Annotated in this window: 17 protein-coding genes and 2 riboswitches; of the genes, 10 read left to right on the top strand and 7 right to left on the bottom strand. The window is 70.7% G+C overall.

All coding sequences use genetic code 11. The annotated features are described in order from the left end of the window. Positions 1–30: 30 nt before the first annotated feature. The 3 genes from PKD06_RS01860 to PKD06_RS01850 are packed head-to-tail and all read left to right on the top strand — an operon-like array spanning position 31 to position 2,926. Positions 31–957: a sulfite exporter TauE/SafE family protein gene (locus PKD06_RS01860; RefSeq protein ID WP_324377172.1), complete on the top strand. Its 927-nt coding sequence runs from the start codon at positions 31–33 to the stop codon at positions 955–957. Continuing rightward, on the top strand, positions 954–1,730 hold the full coding sequence (locus PKD06_RS01855; protein ID WP_324377170.1) for a TIGR02186 family protein: 777 nt from the start codon (positions 954–956) through the stop codon (positions 1,728–1,730). Before PKD06_RS01860 ends, PKD06_RS01855 begins: the two co-directional genes overlap by 4 nt. Positions 1,731–1,768: 38 nt before the next feature. Further along, on the top strand, positions 1,769–2,926 hold the full coding sequence (locus tag PKD06_RS01850) for a CaiB/BaiF CoA-transferase family protein (protein ID WP_324377168.1): 1,158 nt from the start codon (positions 1,769–1,771) through the stop codon (positions 2,924–2,926). Positions 2,927–2,933: 7 nt separating this feature from the next. Here the strand turns inward: PKD06_RS01850 and PKD06_RS01845 are convergent, their stop codons facing one another. Next, complete coding sequence (locus PKD06_RS01845; RefSeq protein ID WP_324377166.1) at positions 2,934–4,439, bottom strand: DNA mismatch repair protein MutS; 1,506 nt, start codon at positions 4,437–4,439, stop codon at positions 2,934–2,936. After that, positions 4,436–6,058, bottom strand: coding sequence for a DNA mismatch repair protein MutS (locus PKD06_RS01840; protein ID WP_324377164.1), 1,623 nt, complete (start codon positions 6,056–6,058; stop codon positions 4,436–4,438). The genes PKD06_RS01845 and PKD06_RS01840 overlap by 4 nt, the downstream gene beginning before the upstream one ends. Positions 6,059–6,096: 38 nt before the next feature. Further along, positions 6,097–6,156: riboswitch (Fluoride riboswitch) on the bottom strand. A gap of 87 nt (positions 6,157–6,243) precedes the next feature. Beyond that, a riboswitch (Fluoride riboswitch) is annotated at positions 6,244–6,305 on the top strand. 59 nt (positions 6,306–6,364) lie between these two features. Between PKD06_RS01840 and ppa the strand changes: the two genes are divergently transcribed. The 3 genes from ppa to PKD06_RS01825 all read left to right on the top strand — a co-directional run bounded on the left by ppa (position 6,365) and on the right by PKD06_RS01825 (position 9,616). Then, complete coding sequence (ppa, locus tag PKD06_RS01835) at positions 6,365–6,904, top strand: inorganic diphosphatase (protein ID WP_324377162.1); 540 nt, start codon at positions 6,365–6,367, stop codon at positions 6,902–6,904. A gap of 211 nt (positions 6,905–7,115) precedes the next feature. Next, positions 7,116–8,462, top strand: coding sequence for an AMP-binding protein (locus PKD06_RS01830; protein WP_324377160.1), 1,347 nt, complete (start codon positions 7,116–7,118; stop codon positions 8,460–8,462). Then, the gene (locus PKD06_RS01825) at positions 8,459–9,616 is read left to right on the top strand and encodes a beta-ketoacyl synthase N-terminal-like domain-containing protein (protein ID WP_324377158.1); all 1,158 of its coding nucleotides are present in this window, start codon (positions 8,459–8,461) and stop codon (positions 9,614–9,616) included. The genes PKD06_RS01830 and PKD06_RS01825 overlap by 4 nt, the downstream gene beginning before the upstream one ends. 4 nt (positions 9,617–9,620) lie before the next feature. Here PKD06_RS01825 and PKD06_RS01820 read toward each other — a convergent pair whose 3' ends face one another. Then, a complete protein-coding gene (locus PKD06_RS01820) occupies positions 9,621–11,606 on the bottom strand; it encodes an adenylate/guanylate cyclase domain-containing protein (RefSeq protein WP_324377156.1) in 1,986 nt (661 codons plus the stop codon). Between the two features lie 108 nt (positions 11,607–11,714). Here PKD06_RS01820 and polA point away from each other — a divergent pair, with 108 nt between their 5' ends. Then, positions 11,715–14,792 (top strand): DNA polymerase I, encoded by a 3,078-nt coding sequence (gene polA, locus PKD06_RS01815; RefSeq protein WP_324377154.1) that lies wholly within the window; start codon positions 11,715–11,717, stop codon positions 14,790–14,792. A gap of 49 nt (positions 14,793–14,841) precedes the next feature. After that, on the top strand, positions 14,842–15,198 hold the full coding sequence (locus tag PKD06_RS01810) for an STAS/SEC14 domain-containing protein (RefSeq protein WP_324377152.1): 357 nt from the start codon (positions 14,842–14,844) through the stop codon (positions 15,196–15,198). An 8-nt stretch (positions 15,199–15,206) separates the two neighbouring features. Here PKD06_RS01810 and PKD06_RS01805 read toward each other — a convergent pair whose 3' ends face one another. From PKD06_RS01805 to PKD06_RS01790, 4 genes are all read right to left on the bottom strand, one after another. Beyond that, entirely contained in the window at positions 15,207–15,422 is a 216-nt protein-coding gene (locus tag PKD06_RS01805; RefSeq protein WP_324377151.1) for a hypothetical protein, read from the bottom strand. 67 nt (positions 15,423–15,489) lie between these two features. After that, positions 15,490–17,253 (bottom strand): flotillin domain-containing protein, encoded by a 1,764-nt coding sequence (locus PKD06_RS01800; protein WP_324377255.1) that lies wholly within the window; start codon positions 17,251–17,253, stop codon positions 15,490–15,492. Between the two features lie 39 nt (positions 17,254–17,292). Beyond that, complete coding sequence (locus tag PKD06_RS01795) at positions 17,293–17,904, bottom strand: OB-fold-containig protein (protein WP_324377150.1); 612 nt, start codon at positions 17,902–17,904, stop codon at positions 17,293–17,295. A 16-nt stretch (positions 17,905–17,920) separates the two neighbouring features. Next, positions 17,921–19,045, bottom strand: coding sequence for a PspA/IM30 family protein (locus PKD06_RS01790; protein WP_324377149.1), 1,125 nt, complete (start codon positions 19,043–19,045; stop codon positions 17,921–17,923). A 230-nt stretch (positions 19,046–19,275) separates the two neighbouring features. Here PKD06_RS01790 and PKD06_RS01785 point away from each other — a divergent pair, with 230 nt between their 5' ends. Further along, positions 19,276–22,524 (top strand): transglutaminase family protein, encoded by a 3,249-nt coding sequence (locus tag PKD06_RS01785; RefSeq protein WP_324377147.1) that lies wholly within the window; start codon positions 19,276–19,278, stop codon positions 22,522–22,524. Positions 22,525–22,617: 93 nt separating this feature from the next. Then, entirely contained in the window at positions 22,618–23,385 is a 768-nt protein-coding gene (locus PKD06_RS01780) for a TSUP family transporter (protein ID WP_324377145.1), read from the top strand. Positions 23,386–23,568: the final 183 nt, after the last annotated feature.

The raw sequence follows: 23,568 nt of genomic DNA, 5'->3' as shown, positions 1-23,568 counted from the left end.
CGCGGGCGCCGGGTTTTTCGGAAGGGCAAGGTGCAGGTCTATCTCCCGATCGCCGAGATGCCGGTCAGCGTCATGCTGATCCTCGCGATGGGCGCGGCGGTCGGTTTCGTCTCGGGCATGTTCGGCATCGGCGGCGGCTTCCTGATGACGCCGCTCCTCATCTTCCTCGGCATCCCCCCCGCCGTCGCGGTCGCCACCCAGTCCGCCCAGATCGCCGCCTCCTCCACGACGAGCGCCCTCGCGGCCTGGCGGCGGGACGCGATCGACCTCAAGCTCGCCACCGTCCTCACCCTCGGCGGCTTCGTCGGCACGGTGGTCGGCGTCTGGGCCTTCGCGGCCATGCGGCGGGCGGGCCAGCTCGACCTCGTCGTCGTCCTCTCCTACGTCACCCTCTTCACGGCGATCGGCTCCCTGATGCTGATCGAGAGCGTGCGCGACTTCCTGGCGCGCCGCCGCGGCATCGTGAAGCCGCGGCGGCGGGCCGGGGGCCATCCGGCCATCTTCGGCCTGCCCCTGCGCATGAAGTTTCCGCGCTCGAAGCTCTATGTCAGCGTCCTGCCCGTCGCGGGCCTGTCGCTCCTCGTCGGCTTCGCGGGCACGATCCTGGGCATCGGCGGCGGCTTCATCATGGTCCCCGCCCTCCTCTATCTGTTCCGCGTGCCGACGGCGGTGGTGATCGGCACCTCCCAGCTCCAGGTGCTGTGCACGTCGCTCCTCGCCGTCATCCTCCAGGCCGCCTTCAACGGGGCGGTCGACATCGTCCTCGCGATCATGCTGATCGTCGGCGGCGTGTTCGGCGCCCAGTTCGGCGCCCGGACCGGGCGGGCCATCCGGGCGGACTTGTTCCGCATCCTGCTCGGCGCCCTCGTCCTCGCGGTCGGCATCCGGTTCGGGGTCGAGGTGATCCTCAAGCCGGCCGAGCCGTTCTCGATCTACGTGCCGGAGAGCCGGCGATGAGCGCCCCCTCGCGCCTCGCCGTCCCGCTTCTCGCCGCCCTCCTCTTCGGGGTCTCTCCGGCGCGCGCGGAGCGGGTGGTGGTGTCGCTGTCCGAGAACGAGATCGCGATCGGCTCGAACTATACGGGCACGCGGCTCGCGCTCTTCGGCGTCGTCGAGCGCGACGACCGCAAGCCCGCCCCCGCCGCGACGACCGATGTCGTGGTCACCGTGCGGGGCCCGCGCGAGAGCATGACGGTCCGCCAGAAGGAGCGCGTGGGCCCGCTCTGGATCAACCGGAGCCAGCAGAAATTCGTCGCGGTTCCCACGGTGCTCGGCGTGGCGACCTCCCGCCCGCTTTCGGAGATCGCGACGCCGGCCGTGCGCCGGCGCCTGCGCCTCGGCCTGGCCGAGATCGTCCACGCGCCGGAAATGACCTTCGAGCAGACCGCCGAGCAGGATCCGTTCCGGGAGGCGCTGATCCGGCTGAAGACGAAGGAAGGGCTCTGGCGGCAGGACATGCGCGGGGTGGTCTTCGTGGCGGACGGGTTCTTCCGGGCCGCGGTGCCGATCCCGGCCACCGCGCCCACCGGGAATTACGAGGTCGAGGTGGTGATCCTCTCGGGCGAGAAGCTGGTGGCCCGGCGCGTCGCGAGCTTCGAGGTGGTGAAGAAGGGATTCGAGGAGCGCATCTCCTACCTGTCGCAGGATCGGTCCTTCCTTTATGCGTTCCTCATCGGCATTCTGTCCCTCGGCTTCGGCTGGGTGGCCAGCGTGATCTTCCGGCGCGACTGAGGCGCGGCGCCTCCCGCCATCGGGAACGGGAATATCGGATGCCATCGGCCGGCCCGCTCGCGGGGATTCGCATCGTCGAGATGGCGGGGCTCGGCCCCGCCCCCCTGGCCGCGCAACTGCTGGCCGATCTCGGGGCGGAGGTGATCTGCGTCGACCGCGCGGCCGGTGCGACCGGCAAGGCCTGCGAGGCCGGCGCGGCCGATCCCACCGAGATCAGCCGCCGGAACAAGCGCTCGATCGCGCTGGACCTCAAGAAGCCGGAGGCCGCCGAAGCCTGCCGCGGCCTGATCGCGCGCGCCGACGTGCTGATCGAGGGCTTCCGCCCGGGCGTGATGGAGCGGCTCGGATTCGGGCCGGACGACATCTGCGCCGCCCATCCGCGCCTCGTCTATGCCCGGATGACGGGCTGGGGGCAGGACGGTCCCTGGGCCGGGAGCGCGGGGCACGACATCAACTACATCTCCCTCTCGGGAGCCTTGAACGCGGTGGGCCGGCGCGGCGCCCCGCCCGTGCCGCCGCTGAACTTCGTCGGCGATTACGGGGGCGGCACGATGTTCCTGATCTTCGGCATCCTGGCCGCGCTGATCGAGCGCCAGCGTTCCGGGCGCGGGCAGGTGGTCGATGCCGCGATGGTCGACGGCGTCGCGGCGACGATGCCGATCTTCCACATGTTCCACGCCCGCGGCGAGTGGTCGGCGGAGCGCGAGAGCAACCTGCTCGACGGCGGCGCCCCTTTCTACCGCTGCTACGAGACGGCGGACGGCAAGGCGATGGCGGTCGGCCCCCTCGAGCCGCAATTCTATGCCGAGTTCTGCGCGAGGCTCGGCCTGCCGGCCGAGGCGCAATACCATCGCAGCCGTTGGGCCGAGCAGGGCGCGCGCTTCGCGGCGGCGTTCAGGACACGGACCCGCGACGAATGGGCGGCGATCTTCGAGGGCTCCGACGCCTGCGTCTCGCCCGTGCTGACGATCGCGGAATCGGAGCATGCCGCGCAGCTGAAGGCGCGGGGCACGCTCGTCAGGGGCGCGGGCGACGTCCTGCAGGCTGCCCCGGCCCCCCGCTTCGGGCGGACGCCCGCCCCCGCGATCCGCCCGCCCCGCGCCCCCGGCGCGGACGGCGCCTCGATCCTCGCGGAACTCGGCTACGGCGCGGATCGCATCGAGGAGATGGCGAAAACCGGGGCTCTTCGGACCTGACCCGGCCTCAGATGGCAGCGGGCTGCTCGAAAATGCGCCGGTAGAGATCGGCGCCGAAGCTTTTCGCCTCGGGCGCGCCTTCCCGGAGACGGAAGGTCCTGCGGCCTTCCTCCCCTCTCTCGGCGCGCAGGAACAGGGTTCGCCCGTCCTCCAGGAAGGAGCGGGCGAAGGCGTGCATGTGCGAGACGAAGAAGACCGTGACGTTCCGCTCCAGCAGGGCCGAGACGATCTGCCGGGCGATTTCCGATCCCTCCCGCTCGTGGGTGGCGGCGAAGGATTCGTTGAAGAGGACGAGCGCCCCCTCGCGGATCTCGTCCGCGATCGCGCTCATGCGGACCAGTTCCTCGTCGAATTTTCCGCTGCGCATGCTGCGGTCCTCCTCCCGCTTGCAATGCGTGAAGAGCCCGGAGCGCAGCGAGGCCGAGAAGGACTCGGCCGTGACGAACAGGCCGCATTGCATCATCAGATGGGCGAGGCCCACGCTCCGCAGGAAGGTCGACTTGCCGCCGCGATTGGCCCCGGTCACGATCACGAGCGGCCTGCCGTCCGCGGCGACGTCGTTTCCGACGACCGGCTTCTCCATCGTCAGGGCGAGGCATGCGTCGCGCAGGTTCCGGCAGTGGAAGCGGCCGCGCTCGGCCTGCGGATCGGGAAAGGCGACCGTCTCGCCGATCCGGTCGAGGCTTTCCTTCAGGTTGAGGCCGCCGAGATAGAAGGCGAGTTCCGCCCGCAGCGCCTTCAGGAAGCCGAGGACGTGCTCGGCGGATTCGTAGACCGCGTCGCAGATGAGCACGAGGCCCCGGCCTTCCAGCTCCGCGAAGGCCTGCGCCCCGGCCTCGTCGCGGGGATGGAGCTGCAAGGTGAAGCTCCTCGCCCCGGGCGTGAGGAGCCGGTCGATCCAGTTCAGGTCCCGCTTCTGGGGCTTGCGCAGCATCGTCCCGACGCCCTTGCCGCCTTCCCCGAGCCGGGCGCTGAGCAGAAGGCCGTGGCGGAAGGTCAGGGTGTCGAGATCGGTCCGCGCGGCGGCGAGATAGGCGTCGTCGAGGTTCCGTTCGAGCGTCGCGAAGAACTGGCGGAAGCCGGGCGAGGCGAAGCGGTCCGCGTTGTCGCGGCAGAGATTGCGGAGCCGTTCGAGGACGTCGAGGCTGACCTGGAGCGTCCGCACGCCGCTGGAGACCATCACGGCGGCATCGCGGCCGTAGAGGCTGAAATTCCAGCTATGCTCGCGGCTGAACGGCTCGAGGGCGAGGGCGTAGAGGCCCCGGACGACGCCCGGATTGGCGAGGCAATCCTTCAGGATCTCCTGGCGATAGCGGATCGTGGCGATGTCGTTGGTCCAGGCGCGGGCGCAGGCCGCCGACATGATCTCCCGCAGGAAGCGGTCGCCGGAAGCCGCGGCGTCCAGGAGGACGTCCAGCTCGATATCCTGGGCGAAGGGGAGGGACTCTTTCGAGGCCGTCGAGGCCGGCTCCGTTTCGAAGTCGCGGCCGGGATGCATGAGGAAGGTCTTCATGGCCGGACCCTCTCGCGCAGGCGCTCGTAGGTGACGCCGTGCGCCTGCGCGAGCGACAGCGCATAGGCGAGCCCGTCGGCGGGCCGGCGCACCAGCTCGAAGGTCCGGCGCGCGGGATCCTCGGGGTGCACCGCGGCGACCATGCTGACGGTCTTCCCGCTCAGCGTGGAGAGCGCGTCGATGAAGGTCACGCAGACGCCGATCGCATCGGCCGCGAGGATGCGGTCGAGGATCTTCCGGCTGAGGAGGACCTGGTCGTCGAGGCTCGTCGAGTTGAAGATCTCGTTGAGGATGACGACGCTGTTCGCCGTCATCGCCTCGCAGCTCTCGTGGAGGCGAACCAGCTCGTCCTCGAGCTTGCCGCGCAGGTTCGCGATGTCCTCTTCGCGCTCGAAATGCGTGAAGACCGCATCCGGGAGGAAGAGGCGGGCGGATCGTCCGGGGACGGGGCAGCCGAGCCCGGCCAGGACGTGCAACTGGCCGAACATGCGCGCGAAGGTGGTCTTGCCGCCCTGGTTGGGGCCGGACACGACGATCATCCTCTCGGGCCCCGACAGGCGAAAATCGTTGCAGACGACCGGCGCCCTCTCGCCGACGAGCTTCGCGGCCAGGGCGAGGTCGAAGCCGCGGGACACCTCCGTCTCCTTGCACGAGGTCGAGACCTCGGGATGGCAGAAGGGCAGGCCGGCCTGCCGGAGAGGCGCGATGAAGTCGAGATAGGCGACGAAGAAGCCGATCTCCCGGTCGAGCCGCGCCACGGTCTCGTCGATGAAGGAGCCGCGGCGCCGGGCGTAATCCGCGAGCTGCCGGAACTCCTCGGGAAACAGCCGGCCCACGAATTCGAGAATGCCCTCCTCGATGTGGTTGAGCGCGGCCTCGCCCTTGCGCGTCTTCGGGGAGGCGGGCTCGATCTCGGCCTCCCTGAACCTCGCGAATCTCTCGCGGATCGACACGGTGTAATCCGGCTCGCCCGCATATTTGCGCACCGTGACCTTGTCGCCGCGGAAAAGCATGCCGTAATCGAGGCCGAACAGCTTCTGGCAGAGAGATGCCGTCTCCGCCGAGAAGTTCCGGAAGCCCGGGGACGTGGCGAATTCGCCCAGATAGGCGGTGAAGCCCGCGAGTCCTTCGGAACGCAGGCGAAGCGGGCGGAGCCCGGCCAGCAGGTCCCCGAGCGCCCTGCAATAGGTCGCGGCCGCGCGCAGCATCACCATGTGCCTGTGGCAGAGCCAGGTGATCTTCCCGGCCTGGGCGAGATCCGCCCGGACCGCGCGCATCGCCTCGCAGAAGGGCGGGAAGACCCGAAACACCTCCGGCCGCTCGAGATCTCCGAAGACGGCTTGCCGGTAGCGGACGATCTCCTCGCTCCGCCGGGGCGTATGGAAGATCGGGCGCAGGACCTCCTCGTCGCGCCCGGCCGCCAGGGCCGAGACCACCTTGTCGAGGTTCAGGTCCGCGAAGCAGGCGGGCGCCTCGCGCTCGTCCGGCTGCGCGGGCTCGCGGCCCGGCGGGAACAGGACGCTGCGGAACGCGGGGCCCAGAGAGAGGCCGCGATCATCGGCCGGATCGAGCCTGGGCTCGGCCGCGAGGGGACGGGGATCGGAAAGGTCGGTCCTCATGACGCTCCTGCCTCGGCGCCGTGGGGCGGCGCACGAATGGAAAGGCAGGAGTCATCAGCGGACGGGGCGTATCGGGGGACTCCATCCCCGCCCCGAATGTAGGCCGGCAGGCCGGGAGCGCAAGGGGATCGCCCTGTGACGGAGCATGCGAAGGATTGACCGGATGGCCGGCCCGGCCTAGCTTTCGGGGTGATGGGGATGGGGTTCCCCCGAAACCGCCGTTCCGGCTGATGACTCCTACGGACGCCGCGCTCCGCGTGCAGGATTCCTGTGCGTGGGCGATCGGCCGAAGCAGGAGATCGGGTGATGAACCTCGAAGCGTTGTCCCTCGGCGCGAAGGCTCCCTCGGAAGTCAACGTCGTCATCGAGGTGCCCATCGGCGGGGAGCCGATCAAGTACGAATTCGACAAGGCGTCGGGCGCACTCGTCGTCGACCGCTTCCTCCACACGCCGATGCGCTATCCGGGCAATTACGGATTCATGCCGCGCACGCTCTCCGAGGACGGAGACCCTTGCGACGTCCTCGTCGCCAACAGCCGTGCCCTGGTCCCGGGGGCCGTCATCGCGGTCCGTCCCGTCGGCGTCCTCGTCATGCAGGACGAGGCGGGGCCGGACGAGAAGATCATCGCGGTTCCGGCGCGCCGGCTGACACGCCGCTACGACGCCGTCGCGCAGGCGCGGGACCTGCCCGAGATCACGCTGAAGCAGATCGAGCATTTCTTCACCCATTACAAAGACCTCGAAGAGGGGAAATGGGTCCGCATCCTGCGCTGGGGCGACGCCGCCGAGGCGGAAGGGATGATCATGAAGGCTCATGAGCGCTACGGAGCCAGGCTCCGCGCCTGAGACGGCATCGCCGCGAGCCGCGCCGCCGCCGCATTTTGGCGCCTCGCGCGTTCCGTGCTTAAAGCGCGCCTCGCGGCCGATGGGGATGCGCGTTGAGACGAAATCCGGCAGATCGTTCCGCCCGGTCATGACGAGGAAGGGGGAGGACGCGCAACCGAGCCCTGGCGTCCATGCGCCGCTGGCTCATTGGGCGGCGCGCAGGCCGGATGCATTGGCCATCGATGACGGGACGCTGCGCCTGAGCTTCGAGGAGCTGGCCGCGCGCGTCGCCGCCGGCCCCTTTCAGGGTGCCTCTCCCGCTCCCCGGGCCGTGTGGGTCGATGCCGGACTCGGACCGGGCGACCAGCTCGTCGAATTCCTGTCCATTCTGGCGGCGGGCCATGTCGCCGCCGTGGCCGATCCCGACTGGCCCGCGCAGTTGCGCCGCGAGGTCGCGGAGCGACTGCTCGCCGCCCCGGCCCTGCCGGAGGGATCGTTCTATATCGGCTTCACCTCCGGCAGCACCGGGATGCCGAAGGGCTTTATCCGCAGCCACCGCTCGTGGACCACGAGCTTCGAAGCCTGCATCGACGCTTTCGGCCCGGCGGTGCGCACGCCGGTGCTGGCGCCGGGGCGGCTTTCGCATTCGCTGTTCCTGTTCAACGCGCTGCTCGGCCTGTGGACCGGGGTGGGCGCGCATCTCCAGCAGCGCTTCTCCGCCCGTGCCGCCTTGCGGACGCTCGTGCGGGGCGATGCGCGAAGCCTCGTCGCCGTGCCGAGCCAGCTCATCCTGATGCTGGAGGAGGCCGCTCGCCACGGCCCCCGCGCCGTCGAGGCGACACAGCTCGTGATGATCAGCGGCGCGCCCTGGCCCCGCGCGCGCACGCCGCACCTGCAGGCCCTCTTCCCCCATGCGCGCATCGTCGAGTTCTACGGCACCTCCGAGACCAGCTTCATCGCCTGGACGGACAGCCGGGCCGACCTGCCGGCCGAGGCGGTGGGGCGGCCTTTCGCGAATGTCGAGCTGCGCATCGTGCCGCCGGGTGCCGGCCACCATGCGCCGGGGCTGATCTATGTGCGCAGCCCCATGGTCTTCACGGGCTACGTGACGTCCGAGCCGGCCCATGGCCCCGCCGCGCTCCTGCGGGACGGGGATTGGATATCGGTCGGCGACATGGGGCATCTCGACGGCGAGGGCCTGCTTCACCTCGCCGGGCGCCGCCAGCGCATGTTCGTCGTGCAGGGCAAGAACCTGTTTCCCGAGGAGGTGGAGCACGTCCTGGCCGCGCATCCCTCGGTCGCCTCGGTCTCGGTCCAGGCTGTGCCCGACCCGCTGCGCGGCCTGCGGGCGGTCGCGGTGCTGGAGCTTGCCGCCCCCGTCGACCGCGCGACATTGGCCGCGTGGTGCCGCGCGCGCCTCGAGCCCTACAAGACGCCGCGCCGCATCCTCGTCTGCGATCGCTGGCCGCGCACCGTGAGCGGAAAGACGGATCACGCGGCCCTCGCGCGGCTGCTCGCGGCCCATCCCGAGGGACCGCCGGGCTGGCGAATCCTGCCCTGGCGGCTTGCGCTTCCATGAGGCGGGATGCGCCGGTGCTGCTCGGCTGGGCCCGCAGTGCGGTGACGCCGCGGGGCGGCGCCCTGGCCTCGCTTGCGGCCCACGAGATCGGCGCGCCGGTCGTGCGGGCCCTGCTGGCGCGCGGCGGCGTCGAGGCCGCGTCGGTGGACGCCGTGGTCTGCGGCAATGCGCTCGGCGCGGGCGGCAATCCGGCGCGCATGATCGCCCTCGCCGCCGGCCTGCCGGACGGCACCGCCGGCTTTTCGGTCGATACCCAATGCTGCTCGGGGCTGGACGCCGTCGCGCTCGGCGCCGGCCTGATCGCATCGGGACAGGCCCGGCTGGTCGTGGCGGGGGGCGCCGAAGCCTGGAGCCGCTCGCCCCTGCGGCATCATCGCCCGCGCCACGCCGGCGAGGCGCCGGTGTCCTACGAGCGGCCGGCCTTCGCGCCCGATCCTGCGCGCGATCCCGACCTGCTGCTCGCCGCCGCCCGCTATGCCGCGCGGCGGGGCATTTCGCGGGAGGCGCAGGACGACTTCGCCCGGCTCAGCCACGAGCGGGCGCTCGCCGGCCGCGCGCAGATGGCGGGGGAGATCGTCCCCATCGGCGAGGCGGACCATGACAGCTATGCCCGCGCCCTGACCCCCGTTCGCGCCGCGCGCATGCCGGTCGAGGCCGTGACGGACGAGCCCGCGCCGGCCGCCGATCCGGGCGCGCATGCGGTCAGCCGGCTCGCCATCGCCCCGCAGGCGGACGGCGCGGCCTTCATCCTCCTCGCGGCGCCGGACGCTGCGGCGCTCCTCGGCGCGCGGCCCCGGTTCCGCTGGCGCGGCGGCGTCCAGGTCGGCACCGCGCCGGAAATGCCGATGGCGGGGGCCGCCCGGGCGGCTGCGCGGCTGCTCGGCGATTCCTCGGCGCTCTGGGGGGCCGAGGTCCACGAAGCCTTCGCGGTCCTGGCTCTCGCCTTCGCGGCGGATCTGGGCATCGCACCCGCATGCCTGAACCGCGGCGGCGGCGGCCTCGCGCGCGGACATCCGATCGGCGCTTCCGGCGCGGTCAGCCTCGTCCGGCTGCTGGCCGATATGGAGCGCGAGGCGCCTCCCGGCTCGCTCGGCCTCGCCGCGATCGCCGCGGCCGGCGGGCTCGGCTCGGCGGTCCTGGTCGAGAAGCTGTAATTTCCTATCCCGGCTCCTGGAGAACGAGCCTCGCCTCGGCCTGCATTCTCCCGCCCTGGGGAGCCAGGGCCGGCTCGCCCTCGATCCAGGCTCCCACCAGCTCGTAGAGCTTGATCGGCCGGGAGGCGCCGCGCGGGACGGTCGAGCCCACGGGGCGGAAGACGAAGCCCGGTCCGGCCGCCTCGACCACCGCCTCGCTGACGAGGATGGTCGTGCCGAATTCGCGGTTCAGCCCCTCGAGCCGCGAGGCGAGGTTCACCGCATGGCCGAGGGCGGTGTAGTTGATCCGGTCGGCCGAGCCGATATTGCCGACGACCGCCTCCCCGACATGCAGGCCGAAGCGCGTCGGCATCTCGGCCGCCCCCTCCGCCCGCAGCTCCGCATTGAGCCGGTCGATGCGGCGGGAGGCGCGGAGCGCGCCGAGACAGGCGAGCCGGACGTAATCCTCCTGCGGCTCCGGCGCGTTCCAGAACGCCATGATGGAATCGCCGATATATTTGTCGATCGTTCCCCCGGAGCGCACGATCTCCTCGCCGATCCCGGCGAAATAGCGCGAGGTGCGGTGCGTCAGGGTGTCGGGATCGAGCGTCTCGGCGAGGCCCGTGAAGCCCTCGATATCGGAGAAGAAGACGCAGATCGTCTGCCGGCGGCCGCCGAGATCGGTGGGAAAGGTGTCGTCGATCATGCCGCGCACCACCGCGAAGGGCACGTAGCGCGCGAAGTTCTGGAGCAGCGGCTCCAGGGTCGTGACGGCGCGGCCGAGTTCGGACACCTCGGCGATGCGCGAGCGGATCGGCCGGGTCTGGCCGAACCGAAGCTCCATGATGTGGCCGAGCCCCTGGGAGGCGAGCTTGAGCGGGGCGACGATGCGCCGGGCGGCGAGAAGAATCAGGGCAAGCGCGATCAGGAGGGCGACGGCGGCCGAGACGAGGAGCACGAAGCGGATGCGATAGGCGTCGCCCATCAGGACATCCTCGGGCACGGCGAGGCCGAGCAGGTAGTCGCCCATCGAGGTGCCCGCTCCCTCGAACCGGGCGATATAGGGCCGGCCCTGCACGGTGAAATGAGTGTCGCGGTTCTCCCCCGATTCCAGGAAGCTCCGAACCATCGCGGCGAGAAGGGGGGAGCCGAGATCGGCGATCCTGGGCAGGATCTCGGGAGGCATCGGCCGGGCGCGCTTGCGCAGCTCCGCGCCGTCGGGATGCGCGATGAGCCGGCCTTCCCGATCGAAGATCAGCGCCTCCGCCGCCACGTGCTTGCGTCCCTCGGCGAGGATGCGGTCGAGATCGGCGAGCGTGACGTCGATGCCGAAGACGGTGCCGGGATGGCCGGGCATCGCCCGCGCCATCGTGATGCCCGCGCCGGGCGCGTTCGCAAAGGCATAGGGCCGGCTGACGATCGTGGCCGGCGTCGAGATCGCCCGCTCGTACCAGCCGCGGGTGCGGGCGTCGTCATCGACGGCGAAGGGGCCGGCCCGGGCGACCTCGCGCCCCTGCTCGTCGTAGAGGGTCCAGGTCTCGATGGAATGGCCCGAGGAGCGGTCGATGACCTCGACGCCCAGCACGGCCGCGCTGCCGCCGAGGCCGAAAATCTCCTTCGGGCGCTCCCTGGTGACGTCCTGGACGCCGATCCGGCCGCCGTCGGGAAAGGCGATGAAGATGCCGAAGGTCGAGGGCATGGCCCGCTCGACATCCCGCATCAGCCCGCGCAGCGTCTCCTGCAACTTCTCGCGGGGCATGTCCGGGTCGATGATCGAGGTGCCGAAATCGAGCAGCAATTCGGATGTGCGCCGGTTCGCCAGCCGGTCGTTGCGGACCATCCGGGTGACGGCGTCGAAATTCGCATGGGCCTCGCGCTTGGCGAAGCGGGTGAGCTGGGCATGGTTGTAGAGGACGAGCCCGCCCGCGAAGAGGACCATCAGCGTCGTGAAGACGAGAGCCACCACGGCCTGGAGCGGCCAGACGCGGTTGCGGAGGAAGGACACCGGCATGCCCGCTCCGTTCTGACCGCAAAGGCCGCGCGCGTCCATGCCCCGCCGCCGTTCCCATCGTCGCAGCGGGCGGTGGCGCGGCGGGGCGCGAGCAGGTATCTCCTCGCCATGACCGCGCCAGCTCCCGAGATGCCCGGACCCGGAGACCAGGTCTTCCTGGTGGACGGCTCGTCCTTCGTGTTCCGCGCCTATTTCCAGTCCATGAACCAGGACCGGAAATACAATACGCGGGCGGGAGACGGGCTGCCGACCGGCGCGGTCCGGCTCTTCTGCACGAAGCTCATGCAGTTCATCCGGGAGGGGGCGACCGGGATCAGGCCGACCCATCTCGCCATCGTCTTCGACAAGTCCGAGGCGTCGTTCCGCACCGATCTCTTTGCCGGATACAAGGCGCACCGGCCCGACCCGCCGGCCGAGCTGGTTCCGCAATTCGCACTCATGCGCGAGGCCGTGCGCGCCTTCGGCCTTGTGCCGATCGAGCAGGCCGGCTTCGAGGCGGACGACATCATCGCGACCTATGCCTGCGAGGCGGCGCGGAACGGGGCGGAGGTGCTCATCGTCTCCTCCGACAAGGACCTGATGCAGGTGGTCCGCCCGGGTGTGACCTTCTACGACTTCGAGAGCGGCATTCCCGGCAAGCCCGGCTACCGGCCCGAGCGCCGGCTCGACCGGGAGGGGGTGATCGACAAGTTCGGCGTCCCGCCCGAGCATGTCACGGACGTCCAGGCGCTGATCGGCGATCCGACCGACAACGTCCCGGGCGTGCCGGGAATCGGCATCAAGACCGCCGCCCAGCTCATCACCGAATACGGCGACCTCGAAACGCTTCTCGAGAAGGCGCCGCAGATCAAGCAGCCGAAGCGGCGCGAGGCGCTGGTCGCGCATGCCGAGGCCGCCCGCCTCTCGAAGCGGCTCGTCACGCTCGATTGCGACATGGAGGTCGAGGTGCCGCTCGGTGAGACGAAGCTCGGGGATCTCGATCCTCGGCGCCTCCTCGCCTTCGCCAGGGCCTTGCGGCTCGACGCTTTCGCCAAGCGCGTCGCGGCCCTCTACGAGGTAGAGGCGGAGGAGATCGAGCCGGATCCCATTCTCTCCCGCCCCTGGGATGCGGCAAGCGGCACATGGCTCGACGGAGACTCCCCCTCCCCCCTCGTGGGGGAGGTCGAGTCGGCGTCAGCCGACCGGGAGGGGGGCGGACATGCCGGCGCGGGGAGCCCCCCCTCCCGGTCGACGCCTTCGGCGTCGCTCGACCTCCCCCACAAGGGGGGAGGGGGGGCGATGGCGCCCGCCGCTCTTGTCGAATCCCGCCGCGCCGCCCTGCGGGCCCTGCCCTGGGACGCGGCGGCCTACTGTGCCATCGGCGCCCTCGACGAGCTGGATGGCTGGATCGACGCCGCGCGCGAGCGCGGCGAGATCGCCCTCGACCTCCAGCTCTCGGGCCCCGATCCGATGCGCCAGGAGATCGTCGGCATCGCGCTCGCGCCGGAGCCTGGGAGGGCGGCCTACCTGCCTCTCGCCCATCGCTCGGGTGAGGACCTGCTCAGCAACGGCCCCCTGCCGGGGCAGATGGGCGCGGCCGAGGCGCTCGCGCGCCTGAAGCCGCTGCTGGAGGATCCCGCGGTTCTGAAGATCGGGCACAATATCAAGGCGGATTGCCTCGTTTTGCGGCGCCACGGGATCGACATGGCGCCGCTCGACGACGTGATGCTCGTTTCCTATGCGCTCGACGCCGGGCGGGCCGGCCTCGCCAATCACGGACCGGAGGCCGCGGCCGGCTTCTATCTCGGCCATGCGCCGATGCCGCTGGTCGAGATCACGGGCAAGGGCCGCGGGGCGAAAAGCTTCGACCTCGCCCCGCTCGACCGGGCCACGGCCTATGCGGCCGGGGCGCCCGATCTCGCCATCCGCCTCCACCGCCTGCTGAAGCCGCGCCTCGCGGCCGAGGGCCGGACCACCGTCTACGAGACGCTGGAGCGTCCCCTCGTGCCGGTGCTGGCCCGGATGGAGGAGCGCGGCATCCTGGTGGACCGCCAGATCCTCTCGCGCATGTCGGGCGATTTCGCCCAGGTCATCGCGCGGGTGGAGGAGGAGGTCTACGAGACGGCCGGAGAGCGCTTCACCATCGGCTCCCCGAAGCAGCTCGCCGACATCCTGTTCGGCAAGTTCGGCCTGCCGGGGGCGAAGAAGACGGCGACGGGCCAATGGTCCACCGGCGCGCGCCTTCTGGAGGATCTCGCCGAGACCTCGGACCATCCCCTGCCGCTCAAGGTCCTGGAATGGCGCCAGCTCGCCAAGCTGAAGACCTATACCGATTCCCTGCCGACCTATATCAACGAGGCGACCGGGCGCATCCACACCTCCTACGCCCTCGCCGCGACGACGACCGGCCGCCTCTCCTCGGCCGATCCGAACCTCCAGAACATCCCGATCCGCACCGAGGAGGGCCGCAAGATCCGCCGCGCCTTCGTGCCGGCGCCGGGCACCAAACTCGTCTCGGCCGATTACTCGCAGATCGAGCTGCGCGTCCTCGCCCACATGGCGGACATCCCCCAGCTCGTCGAATCCTTCGCCCGCGGCATCGACATCCACGCGACCACCGCCTCGGAGATGTTCGGGGTGCCGGTGGCGGGCATGCCGCCCGAGATCAGGCGGCGGGCCAAGGCGATCAATTTCGGCATCATCTACGGCATCTCGGCCTTCGGCCTCGCCAACCAGCTCGGCATCGCGCGCGCCGAGGCGTCCGACTATATCCGCCGCTATTTCGAGCGCTTCCCCGGCATCAAGACCTATATGGACGAGACCAAGCGCTTCTGCCGCGAGCACGGCCATGTGCGCACGCTGTTCGGCCGCATCTGCCATTACCCGGACATCACGGCGTCCAACCCGTCCCTGCGGGCGGCGGTCGAGCGGCAGGCGATCAACGCGCCCATCCAGGGCTCGGCCGCCGACATCATCCGCCGCGCCATGATCCGCATGGACGCCGCCCTGGCCGAGGCCGGGCTGTCGGCGCGGATGCTGCTCCAGGTCCACGACGAGCTCGTCTTCGAGGTCCCGGACGGGGAGGTCGAGGCGACGCTGCCGGTGATCCGGCGCGTGATGGAGGAGGCCGCCCATCCGGCGGTGCGGTTGCGCGTGCCGCTCGCCGTCGAGGCCAGGGCCGGGGCGAACTGGGACGCGGCCCATTGAGGCCGAACCCCCGTCCTCTCCTCGCGTTGCCTCCGCAGAGGAGGCGGTCATGATCGCTTACGACAATTCCCGTCCCGGCCTCGTCGAGCTGACGGTGAGCGGGACCGTGACCAAGGACGACATCACGAATGTCTGCGCCCGCATGGAGCGGGACATCGAGGTCTCGGGCACCGTCAAGGTGCTGGAGAACGTCGCCGGCTTCGCCGGCATCGGTCCGGCCGCGATCTGGCAGGACCTGAAGCTCGCCTTCCCGCTGGCCGGGAAGATCAGCCACGTCGCCGTCGTCGCCGATCAGGCCTGGATCCGCGCCGCGGCCGGCTTCGGCCGCCTGTTCACCTCCGCCGAGATCCGCACCTTTCATACGGACGAGCTCGATGCCGCGCGGACCTGGCTTCAGGCGGCGTGACCCGCCGCTCAGTGCGTGCGGGCGAGGAGAAGGGCCGAGATGGCGCGGGCCACGGGCTCGGTGATGTTGCGGCGATACTTGCGATGGACGAGCTGGCCGTTGTGATAGACGTCCTGCTCGACATAGAGGCGCTCGCCGTCCCAGCGCACGATGTTGTCGCTCTCGACCGTCTCGAGCACGCCGAGATCGGCGCGCAGCTTGGAATACGACTCTTTGTCCGGCATGGAGTCCTCGGGCGGCAGCGGACCTTCATAGCCGGTGGATATCCTGGCGGCCAAGAGCCGGCGCGGTTCAGGCCTTGTCCGTCGCCGTCCCCGGCGAGGATGGCCTGAACGAGGCGGCCGGAGCGAAGCTCGCTCCCACGGCGGCTCCATCGGACGCTCCCTTCCCCCGGGCGGGCGCCGGCTGTCCGCCGGCGGCCTCGCGCATGAGCGCCGCCACCGCGTCGGGTCCCGTGAAGCCGGCCGCCTTGAGCAGCTCCGCGAGGACAGGGCTCTGCGCGTTGTAGGCGAGAAGCTGGCCGGCGAGGCCCTCGCCCATGCCGACTCCCCCGCTGCCGCCCGAGCCGTTGCCCTCGCCGCCCCGGCCGAGCATGCCGCCCGTGTCGAAGATGCGGATGTCGGAGATCTTCTCGGCCGGCTTGACGATCTCGGCCAGCGCGAGCGGGACGATCCGGATGCGCTCGCGCAGGATCTCGAATTCGATGATCTCGCGCGAGATCCGGTTCTTGGCCTCGATGAGCAGCGCCTCGGCCTCCGCCTTGGCCTTGCCGGTATCGACGATGCCCTTGGCGGCGATCGTGGCGGCATCCGCGTCGGCGCGCGCGAGGGTGAGCCTCGCCTCGGCCCGGTCATGCGCCGCCTGCTTCTCGGCATCGGCCGAGACGGTGACGGAGGTCGCCTCGGTCTCGGCGTGCTTCTTGGCCGCGATGATCGCGATCTGGCGCTCGCGCTCGGCGATCTCGACGGATTTCGCCGTCTCGACCTTCTCGGTCGCCGCGATGGCGACGGCGCGGGCCTGTTCGGCCGCCGCGCGGGCCTCCGATTCCTGGCGCGAGCGGTCGGCGACCGCGATGGCGCTGTCCTGGGCGATGAGCTGGAGGTCGCGCTTGGCCTCGGTGTCGCGCTGCTGCACGGCGAGGGTCGAGGCGATATTGGCCGATTCGCGGGCCTGCTTGGCCGTCGCCTCGCGCTCGGCGACGGCGCGCTCGCGGTCGATCCGCGCTTCCGACTCGGCGAGTTGGGCGGCCTGTTCCTGCCGCGCCGTCTCCGCGCGCGTCGCGGCCGCGATATTGGCGATGTCGCGCTCCTGGTTCAGCTCGGATTCGCGCTGGTTGCGCTCGATGGCGAGGGTCTGCTTCCTCGCATCGAGGTCCTTCTGGGCGATGGCGACCTCGGTGTCGCGGACGATCTCGTTGCGCTCCTTCTTGCGGGTTTCGGTGATGCGGGTCAGCGTCGCGAGGCCCTGGGCGTCGAAGAAGTTGTTGGCGTTGAAATGCTTGATGTCGGTCTGGTCGAGCCGCGTCAGCGAGACCGATTCCAGCTCGAGGCCGTTCGACTGGAGGTCCGCGCCCACCGCCTCCTGCACCGCCTTCACGAAATCGGCGCGCTGTTCCTGCAGCTCGTCGAGATTCATGGTGGCGGCGACCGAGCGCAGGCCGTCGACGAATTTCGCCTCGATGAGAAGGCGCAGCTCCTCGGCATTGTTGGTGCGGTCGCCGAGCGTCTGGGCGGCGAGGGCGATCGAGGAGCCGTCGGGTTTTACGCGCACGTAGAATTCCGCCCCGATATCGACGCGCATGCGGTCCTTGGTGATGAGGGCGTCGCCCTCGCCGCGCCGCACTTCGAGGCGCAGCGTCTTGAGGTTCACGCGGGCGATCGAGTGGAAGATCGGCAGCACCACCGAGCCGCCGTCCAGCACGACCTTCTGGCCGCCGAGCCCGGTACGGACATAGGCCTGATCGCGCGTCGAGCGCGTATAGAGCGTCGCGAGGACGACGCCGATGCCGACGATCGCCAGGAGGCCGATCACGGCGGGGATCATGATCTCGTACATGCCTGCGGTCATGGTTTCGCTCCCTGGAAGGCCGGCCGCTCAGCCGCCGAGGTCCGGCGGCGCGGGGATGGCGGTGAAGACGCCGCCCCGAAGGTCGACGAGAAGGATGGCCGCGCCGGTCGGCATCGGCGCGGAATCGGCCGCGGCGCGGGCGCGGACGCTGTGCCAGTTGCCATGCGCGTCCTTGAGGCGGACGGTGCCGGGCCGGCCCTGGTCGAGCGGCCCGCGCGAGACCTCGCCCGTCCGCCCGACGAGATCGGCCAGCTCGACTGCATAGGTCTCGTCGCGCGGCACGATGCGGGCGACGGCCCGGCTGCCGATCCGGGTCATCGGCACGGCGAGGACCAGCGCGCCGAGGCTCGCGAGCGCGGGCGAAAGGGGGGCGCCCGCGGCGCGGGCCAGGGCCTGGATCACGAAGCCGGTCCCCGCGAAGGCGCCGAGCGCGATCATGATCAGGACGAGCAGGGGCACGCGGCCGACATTCAGCCAGTTGAGCCCGCCGCCGTCATGGCCGTGGTCGAGCGAATGCTCGACGAGGTCGCTGATCGAGGCCCCCACCAGCAGCATGACGACCTCGACGCCGACGAGCCCGGCCAGCAGCATCGCGGCGACGGCGAAAGGCCGGACCTCGGCGGCGAGCAGGAGTTCCATGGCACGCCCCGTCCGCTCAGCGGCTGCCCTTGGCGAGGGCGAGCCGCTCGGCGATGGCGCGCTCGCGGTGGAGGCGGTCCAGCTCGTCGAGTTCCACCCCCTGGGAGCCGGCGCCGGCCGGGACGCCCGTGACGCGCGCGATCGCGGCGGCAGCGCGGGCGCTGCCCTCGCTCGCGCGTCCCTTGCTGCGCCCGCCGGACATCTCCTCGGGCGCGTGCTTGGCGAGGCTGCGCTCGAGATCGGCGAGCCGCGCCTCGGCCTCGCGGCGCGTCGCGAGCACCGCCTGGAGGGCCTGCTGGCCCTCCTCGATCTCTCCCCTGACGTCGGCGAGGGTGCGGTCGAGAGCGGTGACCTGCGCCTCGAGGTCGATCTGGCGCGCGATGGCGGCCTTGGCGAGATCGTCGCGGTTCTCGGCGATGGCGAGGCGCAGCTTCTCCTCGAGCGAGGCGAGGTCGGCCCCGATCTCGGCCTTGCGGGCCTTCACGCGGTATTCCTCGGCCTTGGCCTTGCCAAGCTCGGCTCGCGCCTGGTCGGCGGCCTGGTCGATCTCGCGGATCGCCTGCTCGACGACGGCGACCTTGCCGGCATCCTCGACCCTGTCGATGGTCGCATGCGCGATTCCGGCGATGAGCCGTCCCATGCGCGACAACACACCTTCCTGCATGGCTCCCTCCTGGACATGCGGCGCCCGTCTCACGACGCCGACCTGGATTTCGTAGGATTCCCCCCGCGCGACGAGCCGGGCGGGAAAGACCGGGTCCCAGCCCGGCGCGTAGCCGGCGATGTCGTAGGGCACGCTCACGCGCCCCGCGACGGTCGCGAGGGTGAGCAGCGCCGGACCCTTGATGGCGAAGAGCTTCTCGTCGAGCGGCAGGCTCGCCGGGGCGCCGGGCTCGCGGGACGTGAGGTCGCGCAGGCCGAGCGTCACGAGCCGCGCGGGCAGGCCCGTCGCCTCGCGGATGCGCTCATAGGCCCGCTCGTGCAGGGCGACGAGGTTGCGCCCCGCCTCGCCCGGCAGCTCGGCCAGGAGCCGCCCCATCTCGGCATAGGCGGCGAAGGTCGCCTCGATCGCCCGCCGCGCCGCCTCGTCGGGGACGAGAGCGTAGCGCAGGGTCGTCTGGACGGGGAGCGTGGAACTCATGGAAGTAAATAAAGCACTTCCTTAGTGCTTTGCAAGGGCCCCGCCTGCGGCGAAACGCCGGCCGCCCGCACCATGGCGGCGCCGGGTTTCGCCCCGATGTCGCGAATTGTTTCGCCCCGGCCCCAGGCCGCGACGGCTGGCCCGCCTCCTGCATCCGGGAAGGCCGGCGAGGCTGACGCGGCGACAAGGCGCGTCTAGTCTCGCCGGAGGTCTCAACGCCCGGATCCGACGTGCCCATCCTCGCTGCCCTGCACCATGTCACGAGCTACAGCTACGACCGCCCGGTCTCGCTCGGTCCCCACGTCATCCGGCTCCGGCCCGCGCCGCATGCGCGCACGCGCATCCCGAGCTACAGCCTCAAGGTCACGCCCGCCCCGCATTTCGTGAACTGGCAGCAGGATCCGAGCGGCAACTGGCTGGCCCGCTTCGTCTTTCCCGAAAAGACGACCGAGTTCCGCGTCGAGGTCGACCTGACGGCCGAGATGGCGGTGATCAATCCGTTCGACTTCTTCGTCGAGGGCTACGCCCAGACGCAGCCCTTCGCCTATCCCGACGACCTGCGCCGGGACCTCGCGAGCTACCTGGAGACGGAAGAGGCAGGCCCGGCCCTCGATGCCTTCATGGCCGGCCTGCCGTCCGAGCCGGACACGGTGCAGTTCCTCGTCGCGCTCAACGCCCTCGTGCGCGACCGCGTCCGCTATCTCGTGCGCATGGAGCCCGGCGTCCAAAGCCCCGAGGAAACCCTCGCCCTCGGCACGGGCTCCTGCCGCGACAGCGCCTGGCTCCTCGTCCAGGTGCTGCGCCGCCTCGGCCTCGCGGCGCGGTTCGTCTCGGGCTACCTGATCCAGCTCGTGCCTGACCGCACGACGATCGAGGGGCCGCAGGGCGCGGCGAGCGATTTCACCGATCTCCATGCCTGGGCCGAGGTCTATGTGCCGGGGGCGGGTTGGGTCGGGCTCGACGCCACTTCGGGCCTCCTTTGCGGGGAGGGCCACATCCCGCTCGCGGCGACGCCCCATTACGAATCGGCGGCGCCGATCTCGGGCGTGGCCGATCCGGCCGGGGTCGAGTTCGGCTTCGCGATGCATGTCACTCGCATCGCGGAGGCGCCGCGCGTCACCAAGCCCTTCTCGGACGAGAGCTTTTCGGCCATGGACAGCCTCGGGGAGGCCGTCGACCGCGACCTCGCCGCGCAGGATGTGCGCCTCACCATGGGCGGAGAGCCGACCTTCGTCTCGATCGACGATTTCCAGTCGGCCGAGTGGAACACCGCCGCCCTCGGCCCGACGAAGCGGGCCCTCGCCGACAAGCTGACGCGCCGCCTGCGCGAGCGCTTCGCGCCCGGCGGCCTCCTCCATTACGGGCAGGGCAAGTGGTATCCCGGCGAGAGCCTGCCGCGCTGGGCCTTCGGCCTCTATTGGCGCCGGGACGGCAGGCCGGTCTGGCGCGATCCGGCGCTGATCGCCGCCGAGGACGGCCCGCGCGAGGCGGGCATCGCGGAGGCCGAGGCGCTGATGCGGGAGATCGCCGCCCGGCTCGATCTCGGCGAGCACGTCCAGCCCCTTTACGAGGACCCGGTGGCGTGGCTCGGCAGGGAGGCGGCGCTCCCCGCCAACGTCACCTGGGACGATCCGAAGCTCCCCGATCCCGAGGCGCGCGCGAGCCTCGTGCGCGTCTTCCAGCGCGGCCTCGGCACGCCCACGGGCTACGTGCTGCCGCTCTATTGCCTGCACGAGGACGGCGACCGGCTCTGGGTCTCGGAGGACTGGGAGATGCGCCGTGGCGCGATCTATCTCCTTCCCGGCGATTCGCCCGCGGGGCTCCGGCTGCCGCTCGCCTCGCTGCCCTATGTGCCGCCGGAGCATTATCCCTATTACTCGCCGCAGGACCCGACGGAGGCGCGGGGCGAGCTGGCCTGGGAGCGGCAGGGTCCGACCTCCTCCCGCAAGCCCCGCCGCAAGGTCGCGGTGCGGACGGCCTTCGCGATCGAGCCGCGCGAGGGAATCCTGTGCGTCTTCATGCCGCCGCTGGAGAAGGTCGAGGATTATCTCGACCTCGTGCGGGTGATCGAGGACGCGGCGGCGGCGATCGGCCGGCCGGTCCATCTGGAGGGCTACGGGCCGCCCCACGATCCGCGGATCGACGTGATCAAGGTCACGCCCGATCCCGGCGTGATCGAGGTGAACGTCCAGGCGGCGGGGAGCTGGCGCGAGGCGGTCGGCATCACGAGCGGCCTCTACGAGGAGGCGCGCGAGCTGCGGCTCGGCACCGAGAAATTCATGATCGACGGCCGCCATACCGGGACGGGCGGGGGCAACCACGTGGTGCTCGGCGGGGCAACGCCCGCCGATTCACCCTTCCTGCGCCGTCCCGATCTCCTGAAGAGCCTCGTCCTCTACTGGCAGCGCCATCCTTCCCTCTCCTACCTGTTCTCCGGCCTCTATATCGGGCCGACGAGCCAGGCCCCGCGCATGGACGAGGCCCGGCACGACGGCCTCTACGAGCTGGAGATCGCGCTCTCCCAGGTGCCGCCGCCCGGCGGCGATCCGCTTCCGCTCTGGCTGGTCGACCGGCTGTTCCGCAACGTCCTCGTCGACGTCACCGGCAACACGCATCGCGCCGAGATCTGCATCGACAAGCTCTATTCGCCGGACAGCGCGACCGGGCGGCTCGGGCTCCTGGAATTTCGCTCCTTCGAGATGCCGCCCGATGCGCGCATGAGCCTCGCCCAGCAGCTTCTCCTGCGCGCCATCGTCGCCTGGCTCTGGCGGGAGCCGCAGCGGGGCCGCTTCGTGCGCTGGGGGACCTCGCTGCACGACCGCTTCATGCTGCCCCATTTCCTCTGGGAGGATTTCCTCGGCGTCCTCGCGGACCTGCGCGAGGCGGGCTATCCGATGGACCCGGCCTGGTTCGAGGCGGCGCGGGAATTCCGCTTTCCCCTCCACGGCGCGGTCGAGCATGCGGGCGTGACGCTCGAATTGCGCCAGGCCCTCGAGCCCTGGCACGTCCTCGGCGAGGAGGGCTCCTCCGGCGGCACGGTGCGCTATGTCGACAGCTCGGTCGAGCGCCTGGAGGTCAAGGTCCGCGGCTTCGTGCCCGGTCGGCACGTGATCGCCTGCAACGGCCGCCGCCTGCCGATGACCGGCACGGGATGCGCGGGGGAGGCGGTGGCGGGATTGCGCTTCAAGGCCTGGAAGCCGGCCTCGGGCCTGCATCCGACGATCCCGGTCCATTCGCCGCTCACCTTCGACATCCTCGATGCCTGGAGCGGGCGGGCGCTCGGCGGCTGCACCTATCATGTCGGCCATCCGGGCGGGCGCAACTACGAGACCTTTCCGGTCAATTCCTACGAGGCCGAGGGCCGGCGGGCCGCCCGGTTCCAGGGGCACGGACATACGCCCGGGCAGGTCCGCCCGCCGCCCGAGGAGCCCAATCCCGATTTTCCCCTGACGCTCGACCTGAGGACGCCGCCGCGCTGACCGGGCCGGTTCCGGTCCGGTCCGCGATGATCTATCGATCTTCCGGTCGGCGGAGGCGGATTCGCGCGCCGCCACGGGGAGGGGCGGCGATCGATGTCGGGGTTCGGCCTGGTCGGCTTCCTGCTTCTCACGGGTTTTGCGGCATATGCCCAGACCTTGACGGGCTTCGCCTTCGGGCTGATCACGATGGGAGGGGTCGGCCTCAGCGGCCTCCTGCCCCTGCCCGAGGCGGCGGTGGTGGTGAGCCTGCTTACCCTGGTCAATGCCGGGCAGATGCTTCTCAAGGGCTGGCGCGACGTCGCGTGGCGGGAATTCGGGCTCGTCATGGTCTCGAGCCTGCCGGCGGTCTTCGTCGGCTTTCGCCTGCTGGGATGGCTCGCGGCCGGCCATGCGGATGTCCTGCGCCTCGTGCTCGGCCTCGTGATCATCGTGTCGAGCATCCAGCTTGCGCGGAACGCCGAGCCGCGCGGCGAGAAATCGGGCGCTGCCAGCTTCCTGTTCTTCGGCGTCCTCGGGGGGCTTATGGGCGGGCTGTTCTCGACTGCCGGCCCGCCGCTCGTCTATCACTTCTACCGCCAGCCCCTGGCGCAGGCGGTGGTCCGCGAGACCCTGGTCACGATCTTCGCGCTGAATGCCCTGCTCCGCCTCGGGTTGGTGGCCGCCGCTCCGGCGGGGCCGGCGGCGATCCTGCCCGGCCTTCTCGCCGTCCCGGCGGTGCTGGGGGCGACCTATGCCGCGCGCCGCTTTCCGCCGCCCATCTCGAAGCTCGCCATGCGGCGCCTGGTCTTCATCCTCCTGTTCCTGTCCGGGGTGTCGCTCGGCGCCCCCGCGGCGCTGCGCCTCGCGGGGCATCTCGCATAGAGCGTGATGGCGCTTCGTTGAATCGCCATCACGCTCTATGCTTTTGTTTGAGCATGATCTTTTCCGAAAACCGGTTTCCACTTTTCGGGATCATGCTCTAGAGCCGACCAGGATCCTTCAGCCTTTCGGAAGGAGCTTGTCTGCGATCATCTTGCCGATGGGAATGGCGGATGTCGCGGCGGG

Source organism: Enterovirga sp. (assembly GCF_035325185.1).
In the GTDB taxonomy this organism is placed as follows: Bacteria; Pseudomonadota; Alphaproteobacteria; order Rhizobiales; family Beijerinckiaceae; genus Enterovirga.
Note: the sequence above shows the minus strand (reverse complement) of the source record. Positions and strands in the feature narration are given on the sequence as shown.